The organism is Bradyrhizobium sp. WBOS07, assembly GCF_024585165.1.
Classification (GTDB): domain Bacteria; phylum Pseudomonadota; class Alphaproteobacteria; order Rhizobiales; family Xanthobacteraceae; genus Bradyrhizobium; species Bradyrhizobium japonicum_B.
Genome location: NZ_CP029008.1, coordinates 1,919,631 through 1,942,047, shown reverse-complemented (window position 1 = coordinate 1,942,047; position 22,417 = coordinate 1,919,631). Strand labels below are relative to the sequence as shown.

General features: G+C 64.5%; 24 protein-coding genes and 1 tRNA gene. 13 read left to right on the top strand and 12 right to left on the bottom strand.

All coding sequences use genetic code 11. The annotated features are described in order from the left end of the window. Nucleotides 1–99 precede the first annotated feature (99 nt). From DCM79_RS09090 to DCM79_RS09075, 4 genes are read left to right on the top strand one after another with little or no spacing between them, the layout of a single operon-like run. Complete coding sequence (locus tag DCM79_RS09090; RefSeq protein WP_257179528.1) at nucleotides 100–702, top strand: TRAP transporter small permease subunit; 603 nt, start codon at nucleotides 100–102, stop codon at nucleotides 700–702. After that, nucleotides 699–2,048, top strand: a complete 1,350-nt coding sequence (locus tag DCM79_RS09085; RefSeq protein ID WP_257179527.1) for a TRAP transporter large permease subunit — start codon at nucleotides 699–701, stop codon at nucleotides 2,046–2,048. Before DCM79_RS09090 ends, DCM79_RS09085 begins: the two co-directional genes overlap by 4 nt. A 31-nt stretch (nucleotides 2,049–2,079) precedes the next feature. Then, a complete protein-coding gene (locus DCM79_RS09080) occupies nucleotides 2,080–3,480 on the top strand; it encodes an amidase (RefSeq protein ID WP_257179526.1) in 1,401 nt (466 codons plus the stop codon). Further along, nucleotides 3,477–3,650, top strand: coding sequence for a hypothetical protein (locus tag DCM79_RS09075; protein ID WP_155253262.1), 174 nt, complete (start codon nucleotides 3,477–3,479; stop codon nucleotides 3,648–3,650). The genes DCM79_RS09080 and DCM79_RS09075 overlap by 4 nt, the downstream gene beginning before the upstream one ends. Nucleotides 3,651–3,694: 44 nt before the next feature. Here DCM79_RS09075 and DCM79_RS09070 read toward each other — a convergent pair whose 3' ends face one another. From DCM79_RS09070 to DCM79_RS09045, 6 genes are all read right to left on the bottom strand, one after another. Continuing rightward, nucleotides 3,695–4,663: an ABC transporter ATP-binding protein gene (locus DCM79_RS09070; protein ID WP_257179525.1), complete on the bottom strand. Its 969-nt coding sequence runs from the start codon at nucleotides 4,661–4,663 to the stop codon at nucleotides 3,695–3,697. Further along, on the bottom strand, nucleotides 4,660–5,655 hold the full coding sequence (locus DCM79_RS09065) for an ABC transporter ATP-binding protein (RefSeq protein ID WP_257179524.1): 996 nt from the start codon (nucleotides 5,653–5,655) through the stop codon (nucleotides 4,660–4,662). The genes DCM79_RS09070 and DCM79_RS09065 overlap by 4 nt, the downstream gene beginning before the upstream one ends. Further along, nucleotides 5,655–6,572: an ABC transporter permease gene (locus DCM79_RS09060; protein WP_028134106.1), complete on the bottom strand. Its 918-nt coding sequence runs from the start codon at nucleotides 6,570–6,572 to the stop codon at nucleotides 5,655–5,657. Before DCM79_RS09060 ends, DCM79_RS09065 begins: the two co-directional genes overlap by 1 nt. Further along, nucleotides 6,538–7,497, bottom strand: coding sequence for an ABC transporter permease (locus tag DCM79_RS09055; RefSeq protein WP_028134105.1), 960 nt, complete (start codon nucleotides 7,495–7,497; stop codon nucleotides 6,538–6,540). Before DCM79_RS09055 ends, DCM79_RS09060 begins: the two co-directional genes overlap by 35 nt. Before the next feature lie 29 nt (nucleotides 7,498–7,526). Continuing rightward, nucleotides 7,527–9,317 (bottom strand): peptide ABC transporter substrate-binding protein, encoded by a 1,791-nt coding sequence (locus DCM79_RS09050; RefSeq protein WP_257179522.1) that lies wholly within the window; start codon nucleotides 9,315–9,317, stop codon nucleotides 7,527–7,529. 261 nt (nucleotides 9,318–9,578) lie between these two features. Continuing rightward, the gene (locus DCM79_RS09045) at nucleotides 9,579–10,997 is read right to left on the bottom strand and encodes a M20 family metallopeptidase (RefSeq protein WP_257179521.1); all 1,419 of its coding nucleotides are present in this window, start codon (nucleotides 10,995–10,997) and stop codon (nucleotides 9,579–9,581) included. 285 nt (nucleotides 10,998–11,282) lie between these two features. Here DCM79_RS09045 and DCM79_RS09040 point away from each other — a divergent pair, with 285 nt between their 5' ends. The 3 genes from DCM79_RS09040 to DCM79_RS09030 all read left to right on the top strand — a co-directional run bounded on the left by DCM79_RS09040 (nucleotide 11,283) and on the right by DCM79_RS09030 (nucleotide 13,634). Then, complete coding sequence (locus DCM79_RS09040; protein WP_257179520.1) at nucleotides 11,283–12,254, top strand: S1C family serine protease; 972 nt, start codon at nucleotides 11,283–11,285, stop codon at nucleotides 12,252–12,254. A gap of 22 nt (nucleotides 12,255–12,276) precedes the next feature. Beyond that, nucleotides 12,277–13,347, top strand: coding sequence for a phospholipase (locus DCM79_RS09035; RefSeq protein ID WP_257179519.1), 1,071 nt, complete (start codon nucleotides 12,277–12,279; stop codon nucleotides 13,345–13,347). 80 nt (nucleotides 13,348–13,427) lie between these two features. Then, on the top strand, nucleotides 13,428–13,634 hold the full coding sequence (locus DCM79_RS09030; RefSeq protein ID WP_257179518.1) for a hypothetical protein: 207 nt from the start codon (nucleotides 13,428–13,430) through the stop codon (nucleotides 13,632–13,634). Nucleotides 13,635–13,713: 79 nt separating this feature from the next. Here the strand turns inward: DCM79_RS09030 and DCM79_RS09025 are convergent, their stop codons facing one another. Beyond that, nucleotides 13,714–14,373: a DsbA family protein gene (locus DCM79_RS09025; protein ID WP_257179517.1), complete on the bottom strand. Its 660-nt coding sequence runs from the start codon at nucleotides 14,371–14,373 to the stop codon at nucleotides 13,714–13,716. Nucleotides 14,374–14,445: 72 nt separating this feature from the next. After that, nucleotides 14,446–14,919, bottom strand: a complete 474-nt coding sequence (locus DCM79_RS09020) for a PaaI family thioesterase (RefSeq protein ID WP_257179516.1) — start codon at nucleotides 14,917–14,919, stop codon at nucleotides 14,446–14,448. Nucleotides 14,920–15,104: 185 nt separating this feature from the next. Between DCM79_RS09020 and DCM79_RS09015 the strand changes: the two genes are divergently transcribed. Then, on the top strand, nucleotides 15,105–15,653 hold the full coding sequence (locus tag DCM79_RS09015) for a TetR/AcrR family transcriptional regulator (protein ID WP_257179515.1): 549 nt from the start codon (nucleotides 15,105–15,107) through the stop codon (nucleotides 15,651–15,653). 63 nt (nucleotides 15,654–15,716) lie between these two features. Here the strand turns inward: DCM79_RS09015 and DCM79_RS09010 are convergent, their stop codons facing one another. Then, a complete protein-coding gene (locus tag DCM79_RS09010) occupies nucleotides 15,717–16,208 on the bottom strand; it encodes a hypothetical protein (protein ID WP_257179514.1) in 492 nt (163 codons plus the stop codon). Nucleotides 16,209–16,413: 205 nt separating this feature from the next. On the opposite strand from DCM79_RS09010, the gene DCM79_RS09005 reads away from it, so the two are divergent. Both DCM79_RS09005 and DCM79_RS09000 read left to right on the top strand, forming a co-directional pair. Further along, a complete protein-coding gene (locus tag DCM79_RS09005; RefSeq protein ID WP_257179513.1) occupies nucleotides 16,414–16,731 on the top strand; it encodes a PsiF family protein in 318 nt (105 codons plus the stop codon). Between the two features lie 95 nt (nucleotides 16,732–16,826). Beyond that, nucleotides 16,827–17,915, top strand: coding sequence for an AbrB family transcriptional regulator (locus tag DCM79_RS09000; protein WP_257179512.1), 1,089 nt, complete (start codon nucleotides 16,827–16,829; stop codon nucleotides 17,913–17,915). Nucleotides 17,916–18,035: 120 nt separating this feature from the next. Here the strand turns inward: DCM79_RS09000 and DCM79_RS08995 are convergent, their stop codons facing one another. Further along, the gene (locus tag DCM79_RS08995) at nucleotides 18,036–18,578 is read right to left on the bottom strand and encodes a disulfide bond formation protein B (protein ID WP_257179511.1); all 543 of its coding nucleotides are present in this window, start codon (nucleotides 18,576–18,578) and stop codon (nucleotides 18,036–18,038) included. Between the two features lie 156 nt (nucleotides 18,579–18,734). Between DCM79_RS08995 and DCM79_RS08990 the strand changes: the two genes are divergently transcribed. Both DCM79_RS08990 and DCM79_RS08985 read left to right on the top strand, forming a co-directional pair. After that, nucleotides 18,735–18,819 (top strand) — tRNA-Leu (locus DCM79_RS08990). Between the two features lie 211 nt (nucleotides 18,820–19,030). Beyond that, nucleotides 19,031–20,401 carry a site-specific integrase gene (locus DCM79_RS08985; protein WP_006018774.1) on the top strand — a complete coding sequence of 457 codons (1,371 nt, stop codon included), beginning with the start codon at nucleotides 19,031–19,033 and terminating at the stop codon, nucleotides 20,399–20,401. A gap of 445 nt (nucleotides 20,402–20,846) precedes the next feature. Here DCM79_RS08985 and DCM79_RS08980 read toward each other — a convergent pair whose 3' ends face one another. Beyond that, the gene (locus tag DCM79_RS08980; RefSeq protein WP_006018773.1) at nucleotides 20,847–21,728 is read right to left on the bottom strand and encodes an ImmA/IrrE family metallo-endopeptidase; all 882 of its coding nucleotides are present in this window, start codon (nucleotides 21,726–21,728) and stop codon (nucleotides 20,847–20,849) included. A 10-nt stretch (nucleotides 21,729–21,738) separates the two neighbouring features. Further along, entirely contained in the window at nucleotides 21,739–22,053 is a 315-nt protein-coding gene (locus DCM79_RS08975) for a helix-turn-helix domain-containing protein (RefSeq protein WP_013500416.1), read from the bottom strand. A 134-nt stretch (nucleotides 22,054–22,187) separates the two neighbouring features. Here DCM79_RS08975 and DCM79_RS08970 point away from each other — a divergent pair, with 134 nt between their 5' ends. After that, complete coding sequence (locus DCM79_RS08970; RefSeq protein WP_006018771.1) at nucleotides 22,188–22,412, top strand: DUF2188 domain-containing protein; 225 nt, start codon at nucleotides 22,188–22,190, stop codon at nucleotides 22,410–22,412. Nucleotides 22,413–22,417: the final 5 nt, after the last annotated feature.

The window sequence follows — 22,417 nt, the reverse complement described above, 5'->3', positions numbered from 1 at the left end:
CGCAGCGCATCGTATCGTGAGGGGCGGCGCAATTGAAGCGCCGCCCGCGACTTGGGAGGGGGACATCCGGATGGTCTGCTCGCAGCGAGTTCAGCTCGCATGACGAAATTCCTGTTCTTCATCGATGAGCTCAGCACCTGGGTGGGCAAGGCGTTCGCCTGGCTGATTCTCGTCCTCACACTGGGTGTCAGCTACGAGGTCTTCGTGCGCTACGTGCTGCGTGCTCCGACCACCTGGGCTTTCGACATCAGCTACATCACCTATGGCGCGATGTTCCTGATGGCCGGCGCGTATACGCTCTCGCGCAACGGCCATGTGCGTGCCGACGTGGTCTACCGCCTCTGGTCGCCGCGCACCCAGGCGACGATGGACCTCGTCCTGTATATCCTGTTCTTCCTGCCGGCGATCGCGGCACTGATGTATTCGGGCTGGAACTACGCCCAGATGTCGGTGCGCTTCCGCGAGGTCAGCATCTTCAGTCCGGCCGGAGTGCCGGTGTTTCCGCTGAAGGCGCTGATCCCGCTCACCGGCTTCCTCCTGTTTCTGCAAGGGTTCGCCGAGATCATCCGCTGTGTGCTCTGCATCCGCACCGGCCGATGGCCGCAACGCCTGCACGACGTGGAGGAGACCGAGAGCCTCGTCATCCGCGAACATCAGCAGCAGGCGGCCGAGCCGCAGAGCGAGAAGGCACCAGGCGCATGACCGATCCTCAACTCGGCATGTTGATGCTGGGCCTCTTCATCTTCATCATCATGCTCGGCTTCCCGATCGCCTTCACGCTGATGGCGATGGGCGTCTCGTTCGGCTACTATGCCTATTACACCCCCGGCCAGGACTTCTTCCAGAACCGCATCTTCACCCTTCTGGTGCAGAAGACGTTCGAGGTCACGTCCAGCGATGTGCTGGTGGCGGTTCCGCTGTTCCTGTTCATGGGCTATCTGATCGAGCGCGCGAACATCCTCGACCGCCTGTTCTACTCGCTGCAATTGTCGATGAAGAACGTGCCGGGCGCGCTGGCGGTAGCCACGCTGATCACCTGCGCGATGTTCGCGACCGCGACCGGCATCGTCGGCGCCGTCGTCACGCTGATGGGCCTGCTGGCCCTGCCGGCGATGCTGCGCGCCGGCTACGACACCAAGCTGTCGGCAGGCGTCGTCTGCGCCGGCGGCTGCCTCGGCATCCTGATTCCGCCGAGCATTCTGCTGATCGTCTATGCGGCAACCGCCGGCGTTTCGGCGGTCAAGCTTTATGCGGCCGCTTTCTTTCCGGGCTTCCTGTTGGCCGGACTCTACGTCCTCTATGCAATGTCGCGCGCGATCATCAATCCCGCGCTGGCGCCGAAGCTGCCCCCCGAGCAGACCAACGTGCCGCTCAGCACGGTCATCTGGGCGCTCGCCACATCGTTCCTGCCGCTGGCGCTGCTGATCGTTTCGGTGCTCGGCGCCATCCTGCTCGGCCTGGCGACGCCGTCCGAGGCAGCCGCGGTGGGCGCCCTCATGAGCATCGTTCTGGCCGCCGCCTATCGTTCGCTCAACTTCACGATGATGCGCGAATCGGTCTATCTGACCGTGCGTGCCACCGCGATGGTCTGCTACCTGTTCATCGGATCGTGGACGTTCTCCGCAGTGTTTGCCGTCCTCGGCGGACAGACCGTGGTCGAGCAGTTCTTCGCCGCGCTGAACCTGTCGCCGATCGGCTTCCTGCTGTTGACCCAGGTGATCATCTTCCTGCTCGGCTGGCCGCTGGAATGGACCGAGATCATCATCATCTTCGTGCCGATCTTCCTGCCGCTGCTGCCCCAGTACGGCATCGATCCGATCTTCTTCGGCATCCTGGTGGCCCTGAACACGCAGACGGCGTTCAACACGCCGCCAGTCGCGATGGCGGCCTTCTATCTAAAGGGCGTGGCGCCGCCTCAGGTGAAGCTGACCGACATCTTCTCCGGCGCGCTGCCCTTCGTCGGCCTGGTCTTCCTCACCATGGCCCTGGTCTACATCTTCCCGGGGATCGCATTGTGGTTGCCCACCTATCTCTATGGATCGCGATGAGCGCGCCCGGCAGACCACCGAGAGGCCGCGCATGAGTCTCAGCGCGCTCGGCCTCATCGAAGCCGCGGCCGGCATCCGCGACGGCCGGCTCAGTTCGGAAGAGCTCGTCGGCGCCTGCCTCGAGCGCATCGAGGCGGTCGATCGCGATATCCAGGCATGGGCTTTTCTTGATCGCGACCACGCGATGCGGCAGGCCGAGGCTGCTGACGATCATCGCAAGCACGGCAAGGCCATAGGCCCGCTGCATGGCGTGCCCGTGGGCATCAAGGACATATTCGACACCGGCGACATGCCGACGGAGTTCGGATCGGAGCTGTGGGCCGGACGCACGCCGCGGCGCGATGCGGCGGCCGTGGCGCGTCTGCGGGCGGCCGGCGCCGTGATCCTCGGCAAGACGGTGACCACCGAGTACGCGTACTACAATCCGGGCAAGACCCGAAATCCGTACAACCCGGATCACACGCCCGGCGGATCGTCCTCGGGCTCCGCCGCGGCCGTCGCGGCGCTGATGGTGCCGGGTGCTGTCGGCTCGCAGACCAACGGCTCGGTGATCCGTCCTGCCGCCTTCTGCGGCGTGGTCGGTTTCAAGCCTTCGCATGGCCTCATTCCGCGCAGCGGCGCGCTCGAATTGTCGCGCACGCTCGACCATGTCGGCGTGTTCGGACGCAGCGTGGAGGACGTGGCCCTGCTGTCCGAGGTCATGGTCGACTTCGACCCGGAGGATCTGGACACGCGGCCTGTTGCGCGCCCGCCATTCTCTGCGGTAGCGGCGAGCGAGCCGCCGTTGCCGCCGCGATTTGCCTTCGTGCGCTCTCCGGTCTGGGATCAGGCCGAGCCGGTGACACGCGAGGCCTTTGCCGAGCTCGTCGCGGCTTTGGGCGAGGCGTGCAGCGAAGTCGAGCTCGGGCCGAGCTTCGACAGGGCCGTCGATATGCACCGCATCATCATGGAAGTCGATATGGCGCACAATCTGCGGCGCGACTATCAGCGAGGCGGCGACAGGCTGAGCCCACGCCTGCGCCAGGCGATCGAGCGCGGCCGCGCGCATCTCGCGATGGATTATTGCGGCGCCCTGGCCGGGATTGCGCCGCTCAACCAGGCTCTGGACCAAATCTTCGACGAGTACGACGCCGTCCTGACGCCCGCGGCGCCGGGTGCGGCGCCCGGCATCGAAACGACCGGCAACCCGGTTTTCTGCACGCTCTGGACCTATCTCGGCGTGCCCGCCATCAGCCTGCCCTTGATGCGTTCCGAAGCCGGCCTTCCGCTGGGCGTGCAGCTCGTCGGCCGCCGCGGCAACGATGCTCGCCTCTTGCGCACGGCGCGCTGGCTCGTCAGGACGATCGGGCGTACGCGTGGCAGCGCTCGGCGCAACGTCCCGGGCGCCGGGACGAACTCGGCTCCCCGCGCGGAGAAAAGGAACGTGCGATGACCAATCTGATCACCGGACTCATCGGCCTCGCGCTCATGATCACCTTTCTTGGGATCCTGCTGGTTTGGATCAAGGCCGTTCCGCTCATCATCATTGTGGTCGGCGTGGTGATTCTGGCGGTGCTCGATTTCGTCCAGTCACTGCGGACGACGAACGGCACGCCTCGCTGATCTCCGTCGCAAGTTCGTCCCCGCAAGACAGTCGCGCCGCACCATCACGCCAGGTGGCAGGCCACGAGGTGACCGTTCGCCCCCTCCTTCAGCGCCGGTGCGCTCTCCGCGCAGCGCGGCTGGGCGATCGGGCAGCGGGTGTGGAAGTGGCAGCCCGAGGGCGGCTTCATCGGGCTCGGCACGTCGCCCTTGAGGCGGATGCGCTCGCGCTTCAGCTTGGGATCGGGCACCGGCACCGCCGACAACAACGCCCTGGTGTAGGGATGCTGCGGATTGCGGTAGAGATCGCTCGCTTTCGCCAGCTCCACAATGCGTCCGAGATACATCACCGCGACGCGGTCGGAGATGTGCTCGACCACCGAGAGGTCGTGCGCGACGAAGAGATAGGTGAGGTTCAGCTCAGCCTGGAGATCTTCCAGCAGATTGATGACCTGGGCCTGGATCGACACGTCGAGCGCCGACACCGGCTCGTCGCAGACGATCAGCTTCGGCTCAACCGCAAGCGCCCGCGCGATCACGATACGCTGGCGCTGGCCGCCGGAGAATTCGTGCGGATAGCGCCGCATGTGCTCGGCCTTGAGCCCCACCTTGACCAGCAGGCTGGCGACGCGCTCATCGCGCTCCTTCGCCGAGGATCCGAGCTTGTGGATGACCAGCGCCTCGCCGAGAATCGCACCGACCGTCATGCGCGGATTGAGCGAGGCGAACGGATCCTGGAACACCAGCTGCATGTTCCGCCGCATCGCGCGCAGATCATCGCCGCCGAGCTTGCGCACGTCCTGGCCGTCGAAGCTGACCTCGCCATCGGTCGGCTCGATCAGGCGCAACACGCAGCGTCCCGTGGTCGACTTGCCGCAACCGGATTCGCCGACGAGACCGAGCGTCTCGCCGCGGTTGACCGAGAACGACACGCCGTCGACCGCATAGACGGTGCCGACCTGGCGCGACAACAGGCCGCCGAGCACGGGGAAATGTTTCTTCAGGCCGCTGACGCGGAGCAAGGGTTCGCTCATGACGCAGCTCCCACGCTCAGATCTCCCAGGTGACAGGCCATGCGATGGCCCGGCGCGATCTCGCGCAGCAGCGGCTCCTTCTCGGTGCAGACGTTCATGGCGAACTTGCAGCGCGGCGCGAAGCGGCAGCCGACCGGCGGATCGATCAGGATCGGCACCGAGCCACCGATCGCCTCCAGTCGCGTCTTGTGCTCGCTGTCGAGGTCGATGCGCGGGATCGAGCGGATCAGGCCCTGGGTGTAGGGATGGCGGGGATCGCCGAAGAGCTCGTCGACGGCCGCCTCCTCCACCACCTTGCCGGCATACATCACGACGACGCGCTGGGCGGTTTCGGCGACGACGCCCATGGCATGGGTGATCAGCATCACCGCCATGCCGAAGCGGTCCTTCATGTCCTGGAGCAGATCGAGGATCTGGGCCTGGATGGTGACGTCGAGCGCCGTGGTGGGCTCGTCGGCGATGATCAGCTTCGGCTTGCAGGCGAGCGCCATCGCGATCATCACGCGCTGGCGCATGCCGCCCGAGAATTGATGCGGATAATTGTGCACGCGGCCTTCCGCGTTCGGGATCTGCACCAGTTTCAGCATCTCGATGGTGCGCTCGAGCGCCTGCTTCTTGTTCAGCCCTTCGTGCCGCCGCAGGCTCTCGGCGATCTGCTCGCCGATGGTGAGCACCGGGTTGAGCGAGGTCATCGGCTCCTGGAAGATGAAGCCGATCTCCTTGGCCCTGATCTCGTCCAGCTGATTGCTGGTCAGCGGCACGAGATCGCGTCCCTCGAAGATGATCTGGCCAGCTGCGATCCGTCCCGGCGGCATCGCGATCAGCTTCAGGATCGACATCGCGGTGACGGTCTTGCCGCAGCCGGATTCGCCGACGACGCAGAGCGTCTCGCCGCGATTGATGGAGATATCGACGCCGTCGACGGCCTGCAGGATGCCGTCGTCGGTGGAGAAGTGGGTCTTGAGGCCCTTGATCTCGAGCAGCGGCGCCATCAGATCACCCGTCGCGCATCGAGCGCGTCACGCAGGCCGTCGCCGATGAAGTTGATGGCGACCACCGCGATGAAGATGGCGCCGCCCGGAAACAGCGCCCAATGCGGGCCGATGTCGAGAAAGTCCTTGGCGTCGTACAGCAGCCGGCCCCAGGTCGGGGTATCAGGCGGGAAGCCGAGGCCGAGGAAGGAGAGGGTCGATTCCGCGATGATGGCGGCGGCGACGTCGATGGTGCCGGCGATGATCACGGGGCCGAGCGCATTGGGCAGGATGTGGCGCACCACCTGCCGCACCGGGCTGGCGCCGAGCGCGCGTGCAGCTTCGACGAATTCCTTCTCGCGGATCGACAGGAACTGCGCGCGCACGAGCCGCGCGACCGGCATCCAGCGCAGGCCGCCGATCACGAGCACGATCAGGATGAAGATTCCGCCCTCGGGTCCGAACGCCTGCTTCAGCCCGTCGCGGAACAGATAGATCAGCAGCAGCAGCAACGGCAGCTGCGGCAGCGACAGGAACAGGTCGGTCAGCCACATCAGGCCATGGCCGAGCGCACCACGCGACATGCCGGCGAGCGCGCCGATCAGCACGCCGACCAGGACCGAGACTAGCATGGCGGCAAGACCGACCGCCAGCGAGATGCGCCCGCCATAGATCATGCGGGCGAGGATGTCCTGCCCCAGATCGTCGGTACCGAAGGGATGGGCCAGCGAGGGCCCCTGCATGCCCGCAACGATATCGATGTCGTCCATCTTGACGCGCCAGACGAAGGGGCCGAGCACCACCGCCAGGATCAGAACGAGGAGCAGGACCGCGCTCACCACCGCAAGCTTGTGCCGGCTATAGCGCCGCCACGTCTCGCGCCAGGGCGAGTAGACGCGCCGCTCAGCGGAAGGAGATGCGAGGGTCAAGCCAGCCATAAAGCACGTCCGCGATGAGGTTGAACAGAACGACAAGGCACGCGAAGACGAAGGTGACGGCCATCACAACCGGCGTGTCGTTGGAAAGAATGGAAGAGATCAGCAACGAGCCGATGCCGGGGATTCGGAAGATCTGCTCGGTGACGATCGCGCCGCCGAACACCGCCGGCATCTGCAAGGCGATCAGGGTCACGACCGGGATCATGGCGTTGCGCATGACGTGCTTGACGATGACCTTGGCTTGGCCGAGGCCCTTTGCACGCGCCGTGGTGACATAATCGAGACGGATCACGTCAAGCATCGCCGAGCGCACGAAGCGCGTCATCGACGCCGCCTGGAACAGGCCGAGCACCGCCACCGGCATGATCGCCTGGCGGATCATTTCCAGCACCCAGCGGATACCGGTCGCCTTGATGTCGGTGGTATAGACGAACGGCAGCCAGTCCAGCGTGATCGAGAAGATCAGGATGAACAGAATGCCGGTGAAGAAGGTCGGAAGCGAGAAACCGACGAAGGCGAGCGTGTTCGCGACCTGGTCGAACAGCGAATAGGGCTTCGTCGCGGCGTAGACGCCGACGGGAATCGCGATCAGCAGCGCCAGGATCTGCGCCGAGCCGATCACATAGAGCGTGGCCGGCAGGCGCTGGAGGATCAACTGGTCGACGTCCATCCGGCTGACGAAGGAGAAACCCCAGTCGCCATGCAGCATGGCGTTGAGCCAGTGCAGATAGCGCAGGTAGATCGGGTCATCGAGGCCGAACTTGGCCCGAAGCGCCGCCTGCACTTCGGGCGGCACGTTCGGGTTGGTCGCCAACTCGGAAAACGGATCGCCGGGCGCGAGCGCGAGCACGACGAACAGGACGACCGAGATTCCGAGCAGGCTCGGAATCGCGATCAGCAGGCGACGCAGGACGTATTGGCTCATGAGGGGAAGCCCCGTCTAGCTTTGGGGGATCATTCCTCGCGATACCAGTCGAACAAGTTGTCGGTCTCGTTGGCCCAGCCGGAGATCACCGGGCGCAGATTGTTCGCAGCCACCTCGACCTTGAGGCGATGCATCACGGGGATGAACACCGTGTCCTGCCACATCAGGTCGTTGGCCTTGATGTAGTGCGCGGCCCGCTTGACCGGATCCATCTCGCTGTCGGCGGCCTGGATCACCGCGTCGTACTCTTTATTGACCCAGCGCGGAAAGTTGGTGCCCTGCCACTTGTTTTCCTTGGTCGCGACGTTGCTGGAAAGGTAGCGACGCATGTGCTGCGACGGATCCGGCTGGCTCAGCGGGATCTGGAACATCTCGATGTCGGCATAGAATTTCGGATAGGTGTCGGGATTGGCGACGTCCGACGAGAAGAACACCGAAGCCACCACCGACTTCAACTCGACGTCAATGCCGGCCTTCTGACAGGCCTGCTTGACGATGGCCTGGGTCTTCTGGCGCGGACCGTTGATCGAGGTCTGATAGACGATTTTCAGCTTCTTGCCGTCCTTCTCGCGGATGCCGTCGGCGCCGGGCTTCCAGCCGGCGTCCTCGAGCATCTTGGCCGCCTTCTCGATGTTGAACTCCCAGCTCGTGTTCTTGGAGACGAACTTCTCCGGGCCGTTGAGGAAGTTCGCGGTCGTGCGCCCGGCGCGGCCGTAGATCGCCTTCTTGACGGACTCGCGGTCCACCAACAGAGACAGCGCCTTGCGTACGACGGGATCCGAGAACAACGGATGCTTGGTCTTCATCGAAGACCGCTCGCCGTCGATCTCGACGTTCGGATCGGTGAAGTTGAGCGCGATGAACTCCGTGTCACCACCCACGGCGTAGACGGTCTTGCCTTTGCCGCCCTTCTCCAGGCGCAGCAGCACGTCGTCCTCGACCTGAATGTTCCAGCCGAAATCGTACTCGCCGGTCTGGATCACCGCACGCGCGGCCGAGACGGCGTCGCCGCCGCCCTTCATCTCGAGCGTGTCGAAATAGGGCCGGTTGGCCATGTGATAGTCGGGATTGATCACGCCGCGGATGAGATCGCCCGGCTTGAACTCGACGAATTTGTAGGGACCGGTGCCGACCGGCGCGAGGTTGTTCGGGGCTTCGCGCGATTTGGAGCCGATGAAATCGGCGAACAGGTGCTTCGGCAGGATCTGGCCGGTCGCACCGACGAAGGCGTCGGCCCAGAACGGCGTCGGCTTCGGGAAAGTGATCTTGACGGTGAGATCATCGATCTTCTCGACCGTGAGATCGCGATAGGTTGCGATGGTCACAGCCGCAGTGGCCGGATCCTTGATGTACTGCCACGTGAATACGAGGTCATCGGCCGTGAACGGCTTGCCGTCGTGCCATTTCACGCCGGGCTTCAGCTTCCACGTCACCGACTTGCCGTCGGCGGCGAGCAGGCCGTTCTGGATCGACGGGATCTCCGCCCCCAGCACCAGCTTCATGTTGCCGTCCGGATCCCAGCAGGCGAGCGGTTCGTAGAACAGGCGCGAGCCGTCCTGGTCCTTGGTGCCGGTGGCGAAATGCGGATTGAGCAAGGTCGGTCCCTGCCACCACAACAGCTTCAGCGCACCGCCGCCGCCGCGCTTGGTCGGCTTGTAGGGCGAGGCGCCCTGGGCCATCGCGACGCCGCCGAGCGCGAGGATCTGGTTGGCCAGGGGAGCGGTGAGGCCGACCGCCGCCATGCGCTTGATGAAGGCGCGGCGATCCATTCGCCCGTCCTTCACCTGCCCGATCATCGAACGCAGTTCTTTATCCAGCATGGTTGTCCCCCGTCTGGTTCCCATCGTGATGAAGACGGCCGGCGAAGGCGGCCGCCCAAATAGCTGGCAGTAGATGGCACACCGAATGGGGGGCGCGTCAACTGGGACCGTGTGTATGCAAACGGTCTTCTGGCTGTCTGTTGGGCAAAACCGCGTTCCGCAGCCCATCCGTTCGGCAATCCGGCATCAAAACACGCTGGATTGCACGCTGCACTGCGGAAAATTTGTTCGCCCGATCAGACGAAGTATCGAGGCAAAATTCTACGCGACGGACATGTCGAGCGGCGGCTCGACGTGATCCGGCAGCGGACAGACATAAGGTGTTCTCGCGGTGCGCGTCTTCAGGTCGGCCTTGGCCGCCTTGATCAGCTCCGGATCCGTCAGCGCCTTGATGCCGAGACCGGCCATCGCCTTGGCCGCCTGCACCATGGCCTTGTGGGCATGCGGGCTCTTGCCCTGCGCCACCACCTGCCAAGTGTGGAAAGGCGTGCCGATCGCGACCGTCGGGGCGTGGACCTGCACGGTCGGCACCACCCAGCTGACGTCGCCGACGTCGGTCGATCCGACCAGAGGGTTACGCTTGGCATCGAGCGGCACCAGGAAGTCGGCCAGCGGCCGATCGGTCGGCTCCATGCCGATCGCGTAATAGACCGACGCAATATCCTTGTCGCTCAGCGTCGCGCGGATCTGGCCGGCAAAGCTCTTGTCGGCATCGTCGAAATGCGGCGGTCCGAGCTCTTCCATGACCCGGTGCAGCGCCTGCTCCAGCGGCGCGTTCGGCAGGATGTTGGAGACTGCGGAGATGATCTTCATCTCCACCTTGGTTTCCGTCATCAGCGCCGCGCCTTGCGCGATCTTGGAGACGCGCTCGACCAGCTCGTTCATGCCGGGCAGATCACGCGCGCGGATCGAATAGCGCACCCGCGCATGGGCCTGGACCACGTTCGGCGCGATGCCGCCGGTGTCGAGCAGCGCGTAATGCACGCGCGCGTCGCTCGGCATGTGCTCGCGCATGTAGTTCACGCCGACATTCATCAATTCGACCGCGTCGAGCGCGGAACGGCCGAGATGCGGCGAAGCGGCGGCATGCGAGGTTCGGCCGGTGAAGATGAAATCCGCGCGCGTGTTGGCGAGCGAGGGCGTCACCGCGACCTCCCAGAAGCTGTGCGGATGCCAGGTGATGGCGATGTCGGCGTCCTCGAACGCGCCGGAGCGCACCATGAACGCCTTGGCCGCGCCACCTTCTTCGGCCGGGCAGCCATAATAGCGCACGCGGCCGGGCACCTTGTTCTCGGCAAGCCAGTCCTTCACCGCGGTCGCGGCGAGCAGCGCGGCGGAGCCGAGCAGATTGTGACCACAGCCATGGCCGTGGCCGCCGGCCTCGACCGGACGATGTTCGGCGACACCCGCTTGCTGGCTGAGGCCGGGCAGCGCGTCATATTCTCCCATGAAGGCGATGACCGGACCGCCCTCGCCCCACTCGCCCATCACCGCGGTCGGAATGCCGGCGACCTTCTCGGTGACGCGGAAACCCTGATGACGCAGCTCGGCGAGATGCTCGGCGGCGGACCGCGCCTCGGTATAGCACACCTCGGGCATGCCCCAGACCCTGTCGCTGAGGTCGATGAAACGCGCCTTGATCGTGTCGACGCCACGCCAGATGTCGCTGCGGTTGTCCATTGTCTGTCGTCCGTGATCCCAAGGTCAAACCAAGCGGCAATGGTTAGCAGCTTCACCGCACCTCGCCTAGCAGCGGCGGGGGCATCAGCCATGCGGCGCATGCCGGATTGAGGGGCTCGCCGCTCGTATGCTGGGCGTTCCCGTGCCTTTCGAAGATTTCACGCGACGCTCTTGCGAATAGTTGGGAACGAGCCTTTCAAGACGGGCTCTGCCGGCCTAAATTATCCATGCATCGTGCGTCGTTCCGCCAGCACGGCAGCGATGTTCTCAGCCAGGAGAAACTCCATGTCCGCCCTGACCGAATGGAGAGTGCCGCCGGCCAACCAGCCGCGTGCGAGCGATTACGGTTTCGACCTCGACCGCGCACTCGGATCCATCGTCGGCCTGCACGCCATCATCCCGCCTGACGCCTTCAGCGCCGAGACGCTGGGCACCGAACGCGCCGGCAACGGCGTCGTGATCGAAGACGGGCTGGTGCTCACGATCGGCTATCTCATCACCGAGGCGGAATCGGTGTGGCTGCACCGCGCCGACGGGCGCGTGGTGGAGGGTCATGCGGTCGGCTTCGATTCCGAGACCGGCTTCGGCCTGGTGCAGGCACTCGGCGATCTTGATATCGAGCCCCTGCCGCTCGGCAACTCGGCCGACGCCCGGCTCGGCGACCGCGTCGTGGTCGGCGGTGCTGGCGGCCGCACGCGCTCGGTCGCGAGCCAGATCGTGGCCAAGCAGGAGTTCGCCGGCTATTGGGAATACCTGCTGGACGAAGCCATCTTCACCTATCCCGCGCATCCGAACTGGGGCGGCACCGCGCTGCTCAACGAGCGCGGCGAGCTGATCGGCATCGGCTCGCTTCAGCTGGAGCGCGAACGCGGCGGCAAGGCCGAGCCCGTCAACATGATCGTCCCGATCGACCTGCTGAAGCCGATCCTGGAGGACTTGCGCAAGTTCGGCCGCGTCAACAAGCCGGCGCGGCCCTGGCTCGGGCTCTACTCGACCGAGATCGACAATCGCGTGGTGGTGATCGGAATCTCCGCCAACGGTCCGGCCGCGCGCGCCGAGCTCAAGGCCGGCGACGTCATCCTTGCCGTCGACGGCGACAAGGTCACCAGCCAGACCGCGTTCTACAAGAAGATGTGGGCGCTCGGCGCCGCCGGCGTCGACGTGCCGCTCACCGTGCACCACGAAGGCGTCACCTTCGACGTCACGGTGGCCTCGACCGACCGCTTCAAGCTGCTGAAGGCGCCGAAGCTGCATTGATTTTCCGCTGAAGGAAGCCGCGATGAGCGAGGCCGTGATCGACGACATCGTGGCCGTGCTGCCACCGCTGCTCAATGCGATGGAGGCGCTCGGGTTTTTCGCCCGGCATCTGCACCCGCCGGCCTTTGCCTCCGTGATGAACACGGTCGGCGTCCCGGACGAGGTGCTGCGGAAGGCACGGGCTTCGACCGGAGCTTGGCCGGACCAATTCGCCGGGCTGCGTGAGCGGCTCGATACGGCCTGCGACGCGACGCTCGCCGCCTTTGCCGGCATCCGTGAGGTCGAGCGCGGCAACGGCGATCTCGTCGCGGTGTTCCGCGCGCTGCGCCACCTGCCGCGCGCGCAGGAGGCGCTCTATCCGCTGGCGATGCAGTTTCCGCCGGTGAGCAGCTTCTTCCTCAACGCCGCCAATCGCGACAATACGGACGTGCTATCTCGGCTCGAAGCCGGCGCAGGCGAAGATACTGGCATCTTCCACGACCACAACGAACCCGGCAGCCGCGGCGGCTTCTCGATCTACGTGCCCGAATATTACAGGCCCGATCGCGCCATGCCGCTGGTGATGGCGCTGCATGGCGGCAGCGGCAACGGACGCGGCTTCCTGTGGAGCTGGCTGCGCGATGCGCGCAGCCTCGGCGCCATCCTGGTGGCGCCGACCGCGACCGGCCCGACCTGGGCGCTGATGGGCGACGATGCCGATACGCCCAATCTCGTGCGTATCCTGGAGACCGTGCGCAGCCGCTGGGCCATCGATGCCTCGCGCATGCTGCTGACCGGCATGAGCGACGGCGGCACTTTTTGTTATGTGAGCGGGCTCGACGGCGCCTCGCCCTTCACCCATCTGGCGCCGGTGTCCGCGACCTTCCACCCGCTGATGGCGGAGATGGCCGACGCCACGCGCCTGCAGGGTCTGCCGATCTTCATCACGCACGGCAAGCTCGACTGGATGTTCCCCGTGCAGACCGCGCGCCAGACGCAGGCGGCGCTCGCGGCTGCCGGCGCTGACGTCACCTATCGCGAGATCGACGACCTCAGCCACACCTATCCGCGCGAGATCAACGCGGAGCTGGTGCAGTGGCTGAATGCGGAATGAACGGCCTCTCCTTATCCGCGCTGCACTGCCGGGAACATTCATATCGGGACGACGTTATCGCCCGTCATTGGAGATTCGCCATGCAGACTCTTTTCGGAATGATCCTGGGCGCGCTGCTGCTCGCGGGCGGCGTTTATGTCTATGACTCCATGCAGACATCCTCCGTCGCCAATGGCCAGGTCGCGGTCACCAATCGCACCATCGTGAACTGGGACGTCGCCAAGGCGGATTGGGATGCGTTGCGCGATCGCGCCCACAAGGACTGGGTCCGGATCTCGTCGAAGTAACGACGCTCCATCATGAAAAAGGCGCCGTCGCGGATCCGCGGCGGCGCCTTTGTGTTGGCTGCGATCAAGGCTGTACGCGTCAGTTCATCTTGGCCTTGCGGGCATCGGCGATGACCTGCTCGAACTCGGCCATGCTGAGCACGCCCGGCACGCGGTACTTGCCGACGATGAAGGACGGGGTGCCGCGGAAGCCGAAGGCTTCGGCCTGATCATTGTTGCGCTTGAGCAGGGCATCGATGTCGCTGCCGCGGCCGGCAAGATCGCGTTTCAGGCGATCCATGTCGACGCCGGCCGCCGCCAGCAACTCGTTGATGCGCGGCTCGGTCAGGCGCGAGCTGACGGCCATCAGGGCGTCATGCGCCTGGTGATACTTGTCCTGGAATTTCGCCGCGAGCGCGGACCGCGCCGCCGTGACCGAGACCGGCCCGAGGATCGGCCAGTCCTTCATCACCAGCCGCACCTTGCCGTCGTCCTGGACGACCTGGCGCAGCTCCGGCTCGAGCTTGCGGCAATAGGGACAATTGTAATCGGACCATTCGACGATGGTGACGTTGCCATTGGGATTGCCGGCGACGGGCGTGTCGGGATCGCGCAGCACCTTGGCTTCGGTCAGCACCTCGTCGTCACCGGCGGCTGCCAGTGCCGGGGTGATGCGGCCTGCCGCGAGGGCGCCCACTCCGATCAGTGTCAGCGCCGCGCGCCGCGTCGGCACCAGGCCCTTATTCCCAGATCCAGCCATATCTCGTCCCGTTTCGGTCCCATCTTCCCGAATACGGTTCGGGGTCGGGAATTGTTACGGTCATATAGAGCGTCACGGCGGCGATGTCATGGCACCAGCTGCGTGAATGCGCGGAAGCATCGCCATCAACGTCCCGGTCATCGTGGCGATCAGCGTGGTCCTGCCTTCATGCTCGGCAAAGGCTTTGGCCTCGCAAAAGGTCAGCGTGCGGCCGGGCTTGACCACCTCGGCCTTGAAGACGAAGCGCTCGCCCCTGGCCGGCGCCAGCAGCGTGGTCTTGAACTCGACGGTGAGGATGTCCGCCTCGCGCGGCATCAGGGTGAAGGCGGCAACGCCGCAGGCGTTGTCCAGCCCGGCGGTGACGATGCCGGCATGGACAAAGCCGTTCTGCTGGGTGAAGGCCGCCGAATGCAGCATCGCCAGCTCGGCCTCCCCCGGCGCGAGACGGACGATCACGATGCCGAGGGTGTGCATCGCCGGCTGGCGATCGAACATGGCGATGGCCGCCGCGCGATAGCCCGGGTTCTTCGGCTCGAACGCAGCCATGGCTCAGGCCTTGGCGGCCAGAGGCCGGCGAGCGATCTCGCGGACGGCACGAGCGAAGGATGCGGATTCGCGCTGGCCTCGGTCCATGTGCACGCCTCTCCCTGCGTTTTCGCGATACGGTAGCGTATCAAGCGCGAGACGAGTTAGCAATACGGCACCGTATCAGATTCCGAGAGGCTTCCTTCATGAGCGACGGCAAGGGCGATGTCTGGGTCGAGGCGGGTTTTGCCGAACTCGCTCGCTCGGGGGTCGAGGGTGTCAGGGTCGAGGTGCTCGCCAAGAATCTCGGCGTCACCAAGGGCGGCTTCTACCGCCGCTTCGCCGACCGCGGCGCGCTGCTCGATGCGATGCTGCAACGCTGGCGCGAGGGACGCGCTGCATCGGTCGCGCAGCAGACGCGCCTCGACGGTCAGACGCCCCGCGAACGGCTGAAGGCGGTGATCCAGCTCTATTCGGAGCGGCTCAATCCGGAAGCCATGGCGATCGAGCTCGCGATCCGGCAATGGGCCCGCTCGGACGAGAACGCCGCGGCGGCGGTGGCGGGCGTCGACGCCGCGCGGCTCAAGCACGTCGCCGAGCTCTATCGCGCCACCGGGCTTGCGGCCGAGGAGGCCGAGGCGCAGGCCTTCCTGTTCTACTGCTTCATCTTCGGCCAGAGCCTCTTGTTCGTCGAGCGCGGCCCGCGCAAGCGGTCGCAGCTGGTGGCGAAATCGGCCGAGAAGCTGCTGGATTAGACGAGCTGCTGGATTAGAGGAAGAGGCCGGAGCGTTGCCCCGGCCTCGGCATCGCGTCCGGGCTCAGGCGGCGCCCTTCAGCTTCTTGGTGCATTCGCTGTAATAGCCGCCGCCCTTCTGGATCCACTTCAAGCCGCCATTGCCGTTGGTGGTCTTGTTGGCATTGTACTGGTCGACGCAAGTGTGCAGGCGCGCCTTGCCGGGGGTCTCCTTGGCGTATTTCGGATCGACCGCGTTCGGATAGACGGCGGGACCGGCCGGCAGGGTCGGCGCGGCGGCAGGGGCCGCCTCCTTCTTCGCCTGCTTCGGCTCGGCGGGAGCCGCGGGCGCGGCCGGCGCGGCCGCGGTCGGCGCAGCGGCCGGCGTCGCATCCGCGCCGCATTGGGCCTTGCGGAAGTCATTCCACTTCATGGTGCCGAGCGAGCCGTCCTTCTTGGCCGCCTGGTATTTCGCGCTGCACTCCTGCGCGGTCAGCGCCTGCGCCGGCGCCGACAGCGCGAGCGCAGCGAATCCCGACAAGGCAATCGCGCACAGCAATTTCGATCGGATGGTCATCCCTGGGTCTCCTCGTTGATCTTCCCCCGATGGGGCAGTGAAATAACAATTGCTATCCTAGCGTGCCGGCCATCTGCGACAAGAACGCGAGGGCGCTTGCTGCCAAAATATAGTGAGCGTCTTGCTCCGGATTATTCATGTCGCGTTCAGCAACGCGAGCTGAGGTTCGCAGCCCTCGCAATACTCGCAAGATGAGTGCAACCCCATGACCCTCGCCTCTCGCCTCGCCGCAATCGCCCTCGCCTCCCTGCTCGCAACCGCGACCTGCTTCGCGCAGACCGCTGCGCCGGCGGCCAAGACCGATGTGAAGACCGATGTGAAGACCGAGGCCGCGAAGGCAGCGAAAGAGCGCACGGCCGAGTCGATCGAATGCTCCAAGCAGGCCGACGCCAAGGAGCTGAAGGGCAAGGAGCGCAAGAAATTCCGTCGCGAGTGCAAGAAGGAAGCGAGGGCCGGCACCGCCGCGCCTGCCGCGACCGCTGCCCCTGCCACCCCTGCCGCGCCCGCCGCCGACAAGAAATAACCCTCGCGCCCCTCCGCGCGCGACGGCGAGGCGCACGCATTGCGGCATGAAGAGCCCGCAATTGTGCGCCTGCCGCCGATTTGCGATAAGGCGGCGTGAAGCACATCACCACCTCCCTGCCGTTCGAATGGCCGAGCCGTGCCAAGCTCTTGAGCACGGCGGAGACGCTCGTCATCGGCACCGCCGGAGGCCTGGTGTTTCTCCTCGCCGGCCTTCCCGGCGGGCTGATCTCGGGCTCGATGATCGCGGTCGGCATCGCCGCCATCGCCGGCCGCCAATTGGCGCTGCCGCCGCTGCTGACCCAGGCCGTGCTGGTGCTGCTCGGCATCTCGCTGGGCTCGGTGGTCTCGCGCCATCTGCTGCAACAGGTCGGCGCCTATCCTCTCACCATCGGGCTGCTCGCACTCGCGACCTTCTGCTCGACCTTCGGCTCCAGCTATTACCTCCAGCGCATCCATGGCTGGGACCGCACCTCGGCCTTCCTGGCCGGCAGCCCCGGCGCGCTGTCGCAGATCACGATTCTCGCGGTCGAGCGCGGCGCCGACCTGCCGGGCATTGCGGTGGTGCAGACCATGCGCGTCATCATCCTCACCGCGGCGCTGCCGATGGTGCTCGCGATCGCGGGCGTGGTCCCCTCCGCCGTGCCGTCGCTGACGACGACGACGATTGCCTCGCCGCTCGACCTCGTGGAGCTGGTCGTGGCCTCGCTGGCCATGGCGCTGGTGCTGCGGCTGATCAGATTTCCCGCGAGCTGGATGTTCGGCGCCATGATCGCCTCCAGCGTCCTGCATGGCGCCGGCTGGGTCGAGGGCGGCCTGCCGGACTGGGTGCGCGGCGTCGCGCTGGTCGGCATCGGCGCGCTGATCGGCAGCCGCTTCGCGCGGATGCGGATCAAGACGCTCGCCGGTCACATCAATGCGGCTCTGGGTTCGTTCGCGGTCGCCATCGCCGTCTCCGCCATCTTCGTCGGCATCGTCGCGCTCACCACGCAGGTCAAGTTCTCCGACATCGTGGTCGCCTTCGCGCCGGGCGCGATGGACGCCATGCTGGCGCTGGCGCTGACATTGCACATCGACCCGATCTTCGTCGGCGCCCATCATTTGTCGCGTTTCGTGTTCGTGACGATCGCAACGCCGGGCATCGTGCATCTGTTCGGGCGCACCCAGGACGACGTGGACGATTGACAGGGCACAGCTCTCGTAGGGTGGGCAAAGGCGCGCAGCGCCGTGCCCACGATCTCTCTCAATCGTTAATGATGGTGGGCACAGCGCGCGAAGAGCGCGCCTTTGCCCACCCTACGGCAGCTACGAACGTTTCGCCGTCGCCGCAAATCCCCACGCGGCGACCGCGGCCATCAGCAGCGAGATCAGCACGTTGTAGCCGGCGAGCGAGAGGCCGAGGAAACGCCACTGCACCTCGTCGCAGCGCACCACCTTGACGGTGTCGAGCCGTGAAAACAGATCGCCGGCATTGCCGAGATTGACGACGGGACCGCTGCAATCGGTCGGTCCCTTCCAGAATCCCCACTCGACGCCGGAATGGTAGGCGCCGAGGCCGGCATTGGCGAGCGTCGCCAGCGCGAGAATCGCGAGCCCCGCCAGCAGCAGCGGCCGCGGCGCGTGATTCTTTGCAGCAAAAGCCGTGAGCGCGCCAAGCGGAATCGCGAGGTAATAGGCGTAGCGCTGCTCGAGGCAGAGCGGGCAGGGCAGGATCTCCAGCACGAGCTGGAAGAACCAGGCGCCCGCGATGGCCGCGGCCGCGATCAACGTGACGAGTAGCGAGGCCGTCAGCGCGGGGCTCGCGGCCCCCGGCCTGAATGCAGGTATTGCGGCACTCTGGGTCGTCACGGCGGCCTCTTCCGGATGCGGCGTGGCCTTAGCCTCTAGCCCCGGTCCAGGCAGCTGTCGAGAACGGCGGACATCACTTTGGCGCGGGTTGACCCCGCTTTGTCCATGGCTATAGTCCGCCGGCTTCGCGACGCTCCCTCCAAGGGCCGACCGAGGGCCCCTGTGGCGGAACTGGTAGACGCGCTCGACTCAAAATCGAGTTCCGCAAGGAGTGCTGGTTCGATTCCGGCCAGGGGCACCAACCAGGCTGTTCAAGCCCGTTCCGAAACGTCCGCAACCGTCCGCACCGTGCTCGGAAAGCCTTGAAAAATAGGCACTTCCGCGTACGTTCTAGTTCGTCACCGTTTGTTCTCCTCCGATCCCAGCCGCCCGATTTGCTGGTATTTTTGCTGGTATCGGGAGAACAAACGTTCACGGCGACTTTCGCTTTGCCGAATGAAGGAATTGAGCCGATGGGCGGCAAGAACGACGGCGCGTGCGCCAATCCCAAGCAGATTAAGACCGACGTCGACTGCCGCGCCGCCCGACCGAAATTCGACAATGGCGCGTGGAGTCCCGCTAAGATTTCCGACGTGACCGGCGGCTGGCTCTATCTCTTCGTCACGCCGGACGTGAGCAGGCCCGGCAACGCTGCCTCCAAGCTCTGGCGGATGGACTACCGTTTCCACGGCCGCCAGAAAACCTACTCCATCGGCCCCTACGGCAACGGCAGGGATGGCACGTTCTCGCTCGCAGACGCGCGGCGCGAGCGCGACAAGGCCAAAGACCTGCTCAAGGAAGGCAAAGACCCGAGCATCGAGAAGCAGCTCGACAAGCACAAGCAGGCCGCCGCCCGGCCTTTCGCGCAATGGGCCGATGAGTGGCTCGCCAAGAAGAAGGTGGAGAAAGTCAAGCGCGGCAGGATCGTCGCAGTGCGCGACCCCAAGACCGTCGAGGTGCTCGAGCTGCGCGTCGGCTACGTCAAGGCTCGCTTCGGCAAGCTGTGCAGGCAGGACATCAAGCGTCCCGACGTGCTCGCTTTCATGCGTTCATATGAAGCAGAGGGAAGGCTGGAAACCCGGGACCGAGTGCGCAGCATCGGCGAGCAGATCTGCGACTATGCCGACGTCGAAGGCGACGGCTACAATCCATTCCGCAACCTGAATGGACAGATGATTGCCAACATTTCGACGCCGCGTCCCGGTGTCACCGAACCACGCGACGTCACGCGCGTCTTCAAACTTATCAGCGCACCGTGGACGAGAGCGAGATTTGGTGACGTCGTTGGCCTTGCCTTGCGCTTCAATGCGCTGACCATTCCCCGCCCCGGCATGGTCAATGAAATGGAATGGGGCGAGGTCGATTGGGATGCCAAACGCTGGACTGTTCCAGCTCCCAAGATGAAGACCGGTTGGGACCATGTTGTGCCCTTGTCACGACAGGCACTCGCGATCCTGCGTAGCGTCCAGAAGCTGACCGGCCATCGCCGGTACGCGTTTTCCTGCTCGAAGGACGCGCCGCTATCAAACAATACGCTCAACAAGCGCTTGCGGCTGCTTGGCATTGATACCAAGACTGATCATTGTGCCCACGGATTCCGGACCACGTTCTCGACTCTATCTCACCACGAAGAGATCAAGGACGCCAAGGCATGGGATGGCGATGTCGTCGAGCTGCAGCTCGCACATCTCGATAACTCTACTGTGGAAGGTCTCTACAAGAAGCACGGACCCCTCGCGCTGATCGGCTCGCGCACGAAGCTGATGCAGCATTGGGCTGATCGGATCGACCACTGGCTCGATCCCAAGAAGGTGATGCCGATCAAGGGAGGCGCGCAGGCTTGAGTCGCCTATCATCAGGCCTGTTAAGTTGCCCAATTCAACCCGTCGCAAAGCTCATGTGATAATCGTCGACGCTTGTGCATCTCGTGCTGGAAGGATCGATTTCGCATCCGTTGCATCGCGTTGCGCTTGTCCGCCTGAGATAACCGCAACAGCCGTTGTCGCCTAGATCCAATGCTTTGCCGTGGCTTCGAACGGCCGGATACAATGGAGAAGCAGTGCGACGGAGAGAGTGTCAGTCAGCCCCCGCTGAAAGATAAAGCATTTTCGACCTTCCTGGACTACGGCCACGTCCGAAATATCATCTCCGGCAGCCGAAATTACCGGAAGGGTCATAATACTGTTTCGAAGAGGGGATGGTTGCGGGGGGTGCAACACCCGTATTAGTTCGAGGGCAATCCCACGGCCCGCAGCATGGCCCTGCTAATCGGCCCAATGTCGGATGTGGCTACCGGCCATAAGCGAAGCGGGGTGTCCAGCTTCGCTCCAATTCAGCATCCTCATCCTCCTCATCGAGAGGGGCTTCGGGCAGCCCCTCGCTGGTCAACACGGTCAAGGTGTAGCCGTATTTGCCAAGGCCGATGATCTCTTCATCAAGAGTGATCCGACCCGGGCCGTCGAACCATGTCGCCAAGTCGGTTTCACCAACGGCGCGTTCGGCGCGAAGGACATTCGCCGCATCCGCGTTGAACCTCTGCGTCGCTCCGTCGGGCAAAGGAGCGCCTTTTCGCAAGAACGCTAGCTTGCCGAGATTCTTGAAAGACTCCGAGGTAAACGCATATGCGATCTCGTTGCCCTTGCTGACGATGATCGCCATCGGATAGCTGCCGCACTCCGCGGCCCGAATCGCGGCAGCCGTGATCGAACAATGGGCCTTCTCAGCCAGCTTGAGAATGCCGTCGAGGCCGATCTGATAATTGGAGAGCAGGTTGCGTGTGAGATTGGACGGCAAGAGAAGGCCGCTGGCGAAGTGGTCAGCCTCCAGCTCGATCGACGTATTCTGTGTAAAATTGGCGCGGGACATGTGCGCGCCGCCGGCCTTGATAATCTCCTCGGGATGGCCCGGCAGGAACCAATGCCCCAGCTCATGGCCAATGGAGAAATTCTCGAAGCCTTCGTTGCCGTGCTCGGTGGAGTAGATGATGGTGGCCGAATCACCGGCGAAGATGATCGCGCCGGACACGCCCGTCACTTCGGCTGGTTTCGCCTGGATGACAATATCCCTGGCCTTGGCGATCTCTCGAGGTCTAACTGGAAACTGATTGAAGCCAAATTCCTCAGCGACCTTTTCGCCGTGCTGGGTTGCCATCTTCAACCGAAAGCCCGCCATGTTTCGCCCCCTATTTCTTGTCCTTAATCATTGTGTCGATGATGTTCTGAATAAAAAGTCGATCTTTTGCGCTCAGCTTGTCTTCGTCGCGAAAGGCGGTCGTCGCGGCTTGCGCCCCGAGTAGGTAGTCGGCCGAGACCTTCAGCGCCTTCGCGAGCGCTCGCACGTTGTCGAACGACGGCTTGCGGCGCCCAGCCTCAAAATGGGCGATGGCCGAAGGTTGCATGCCGGCTTCCCTGGCCAGTTCGGATTGGCTTAGCTCCCGCGTTTCGCGCGTTTTGCGCAGGCGAGAGGCGAAGTCTTTTGGTGCGCTTGACTCGGCCATGACAGATCGTATAGAGTTCCATGTCTAGATCGTCGACAGCCCCGCGGGGCTATTTCTTCGGCTCAGGCTATGACAGAGCGTATAGCTACTTATTACGATTTGCGAATCAGGTCAAGGAATCAGGAGTTGTGAGCATGGCAGGCAAGAATCAGCATGTCGTTCCGCACGGTGACGAATGGGCCGTGCGTGGCGAAAGGAATGAGAGGGCAACCTCGATCCATCCGACCCAGGGAGATGCCGAACGGGCTGCACGGGAGATCGCGATCAACCAGCAGAGCGAAGTCGTCATTCATCGGCCGGACGGTCGGATTCGCGACAAGAATTCCTACGGGCACGATCCCTATCCTCCGAAGGGCTAAGCGAC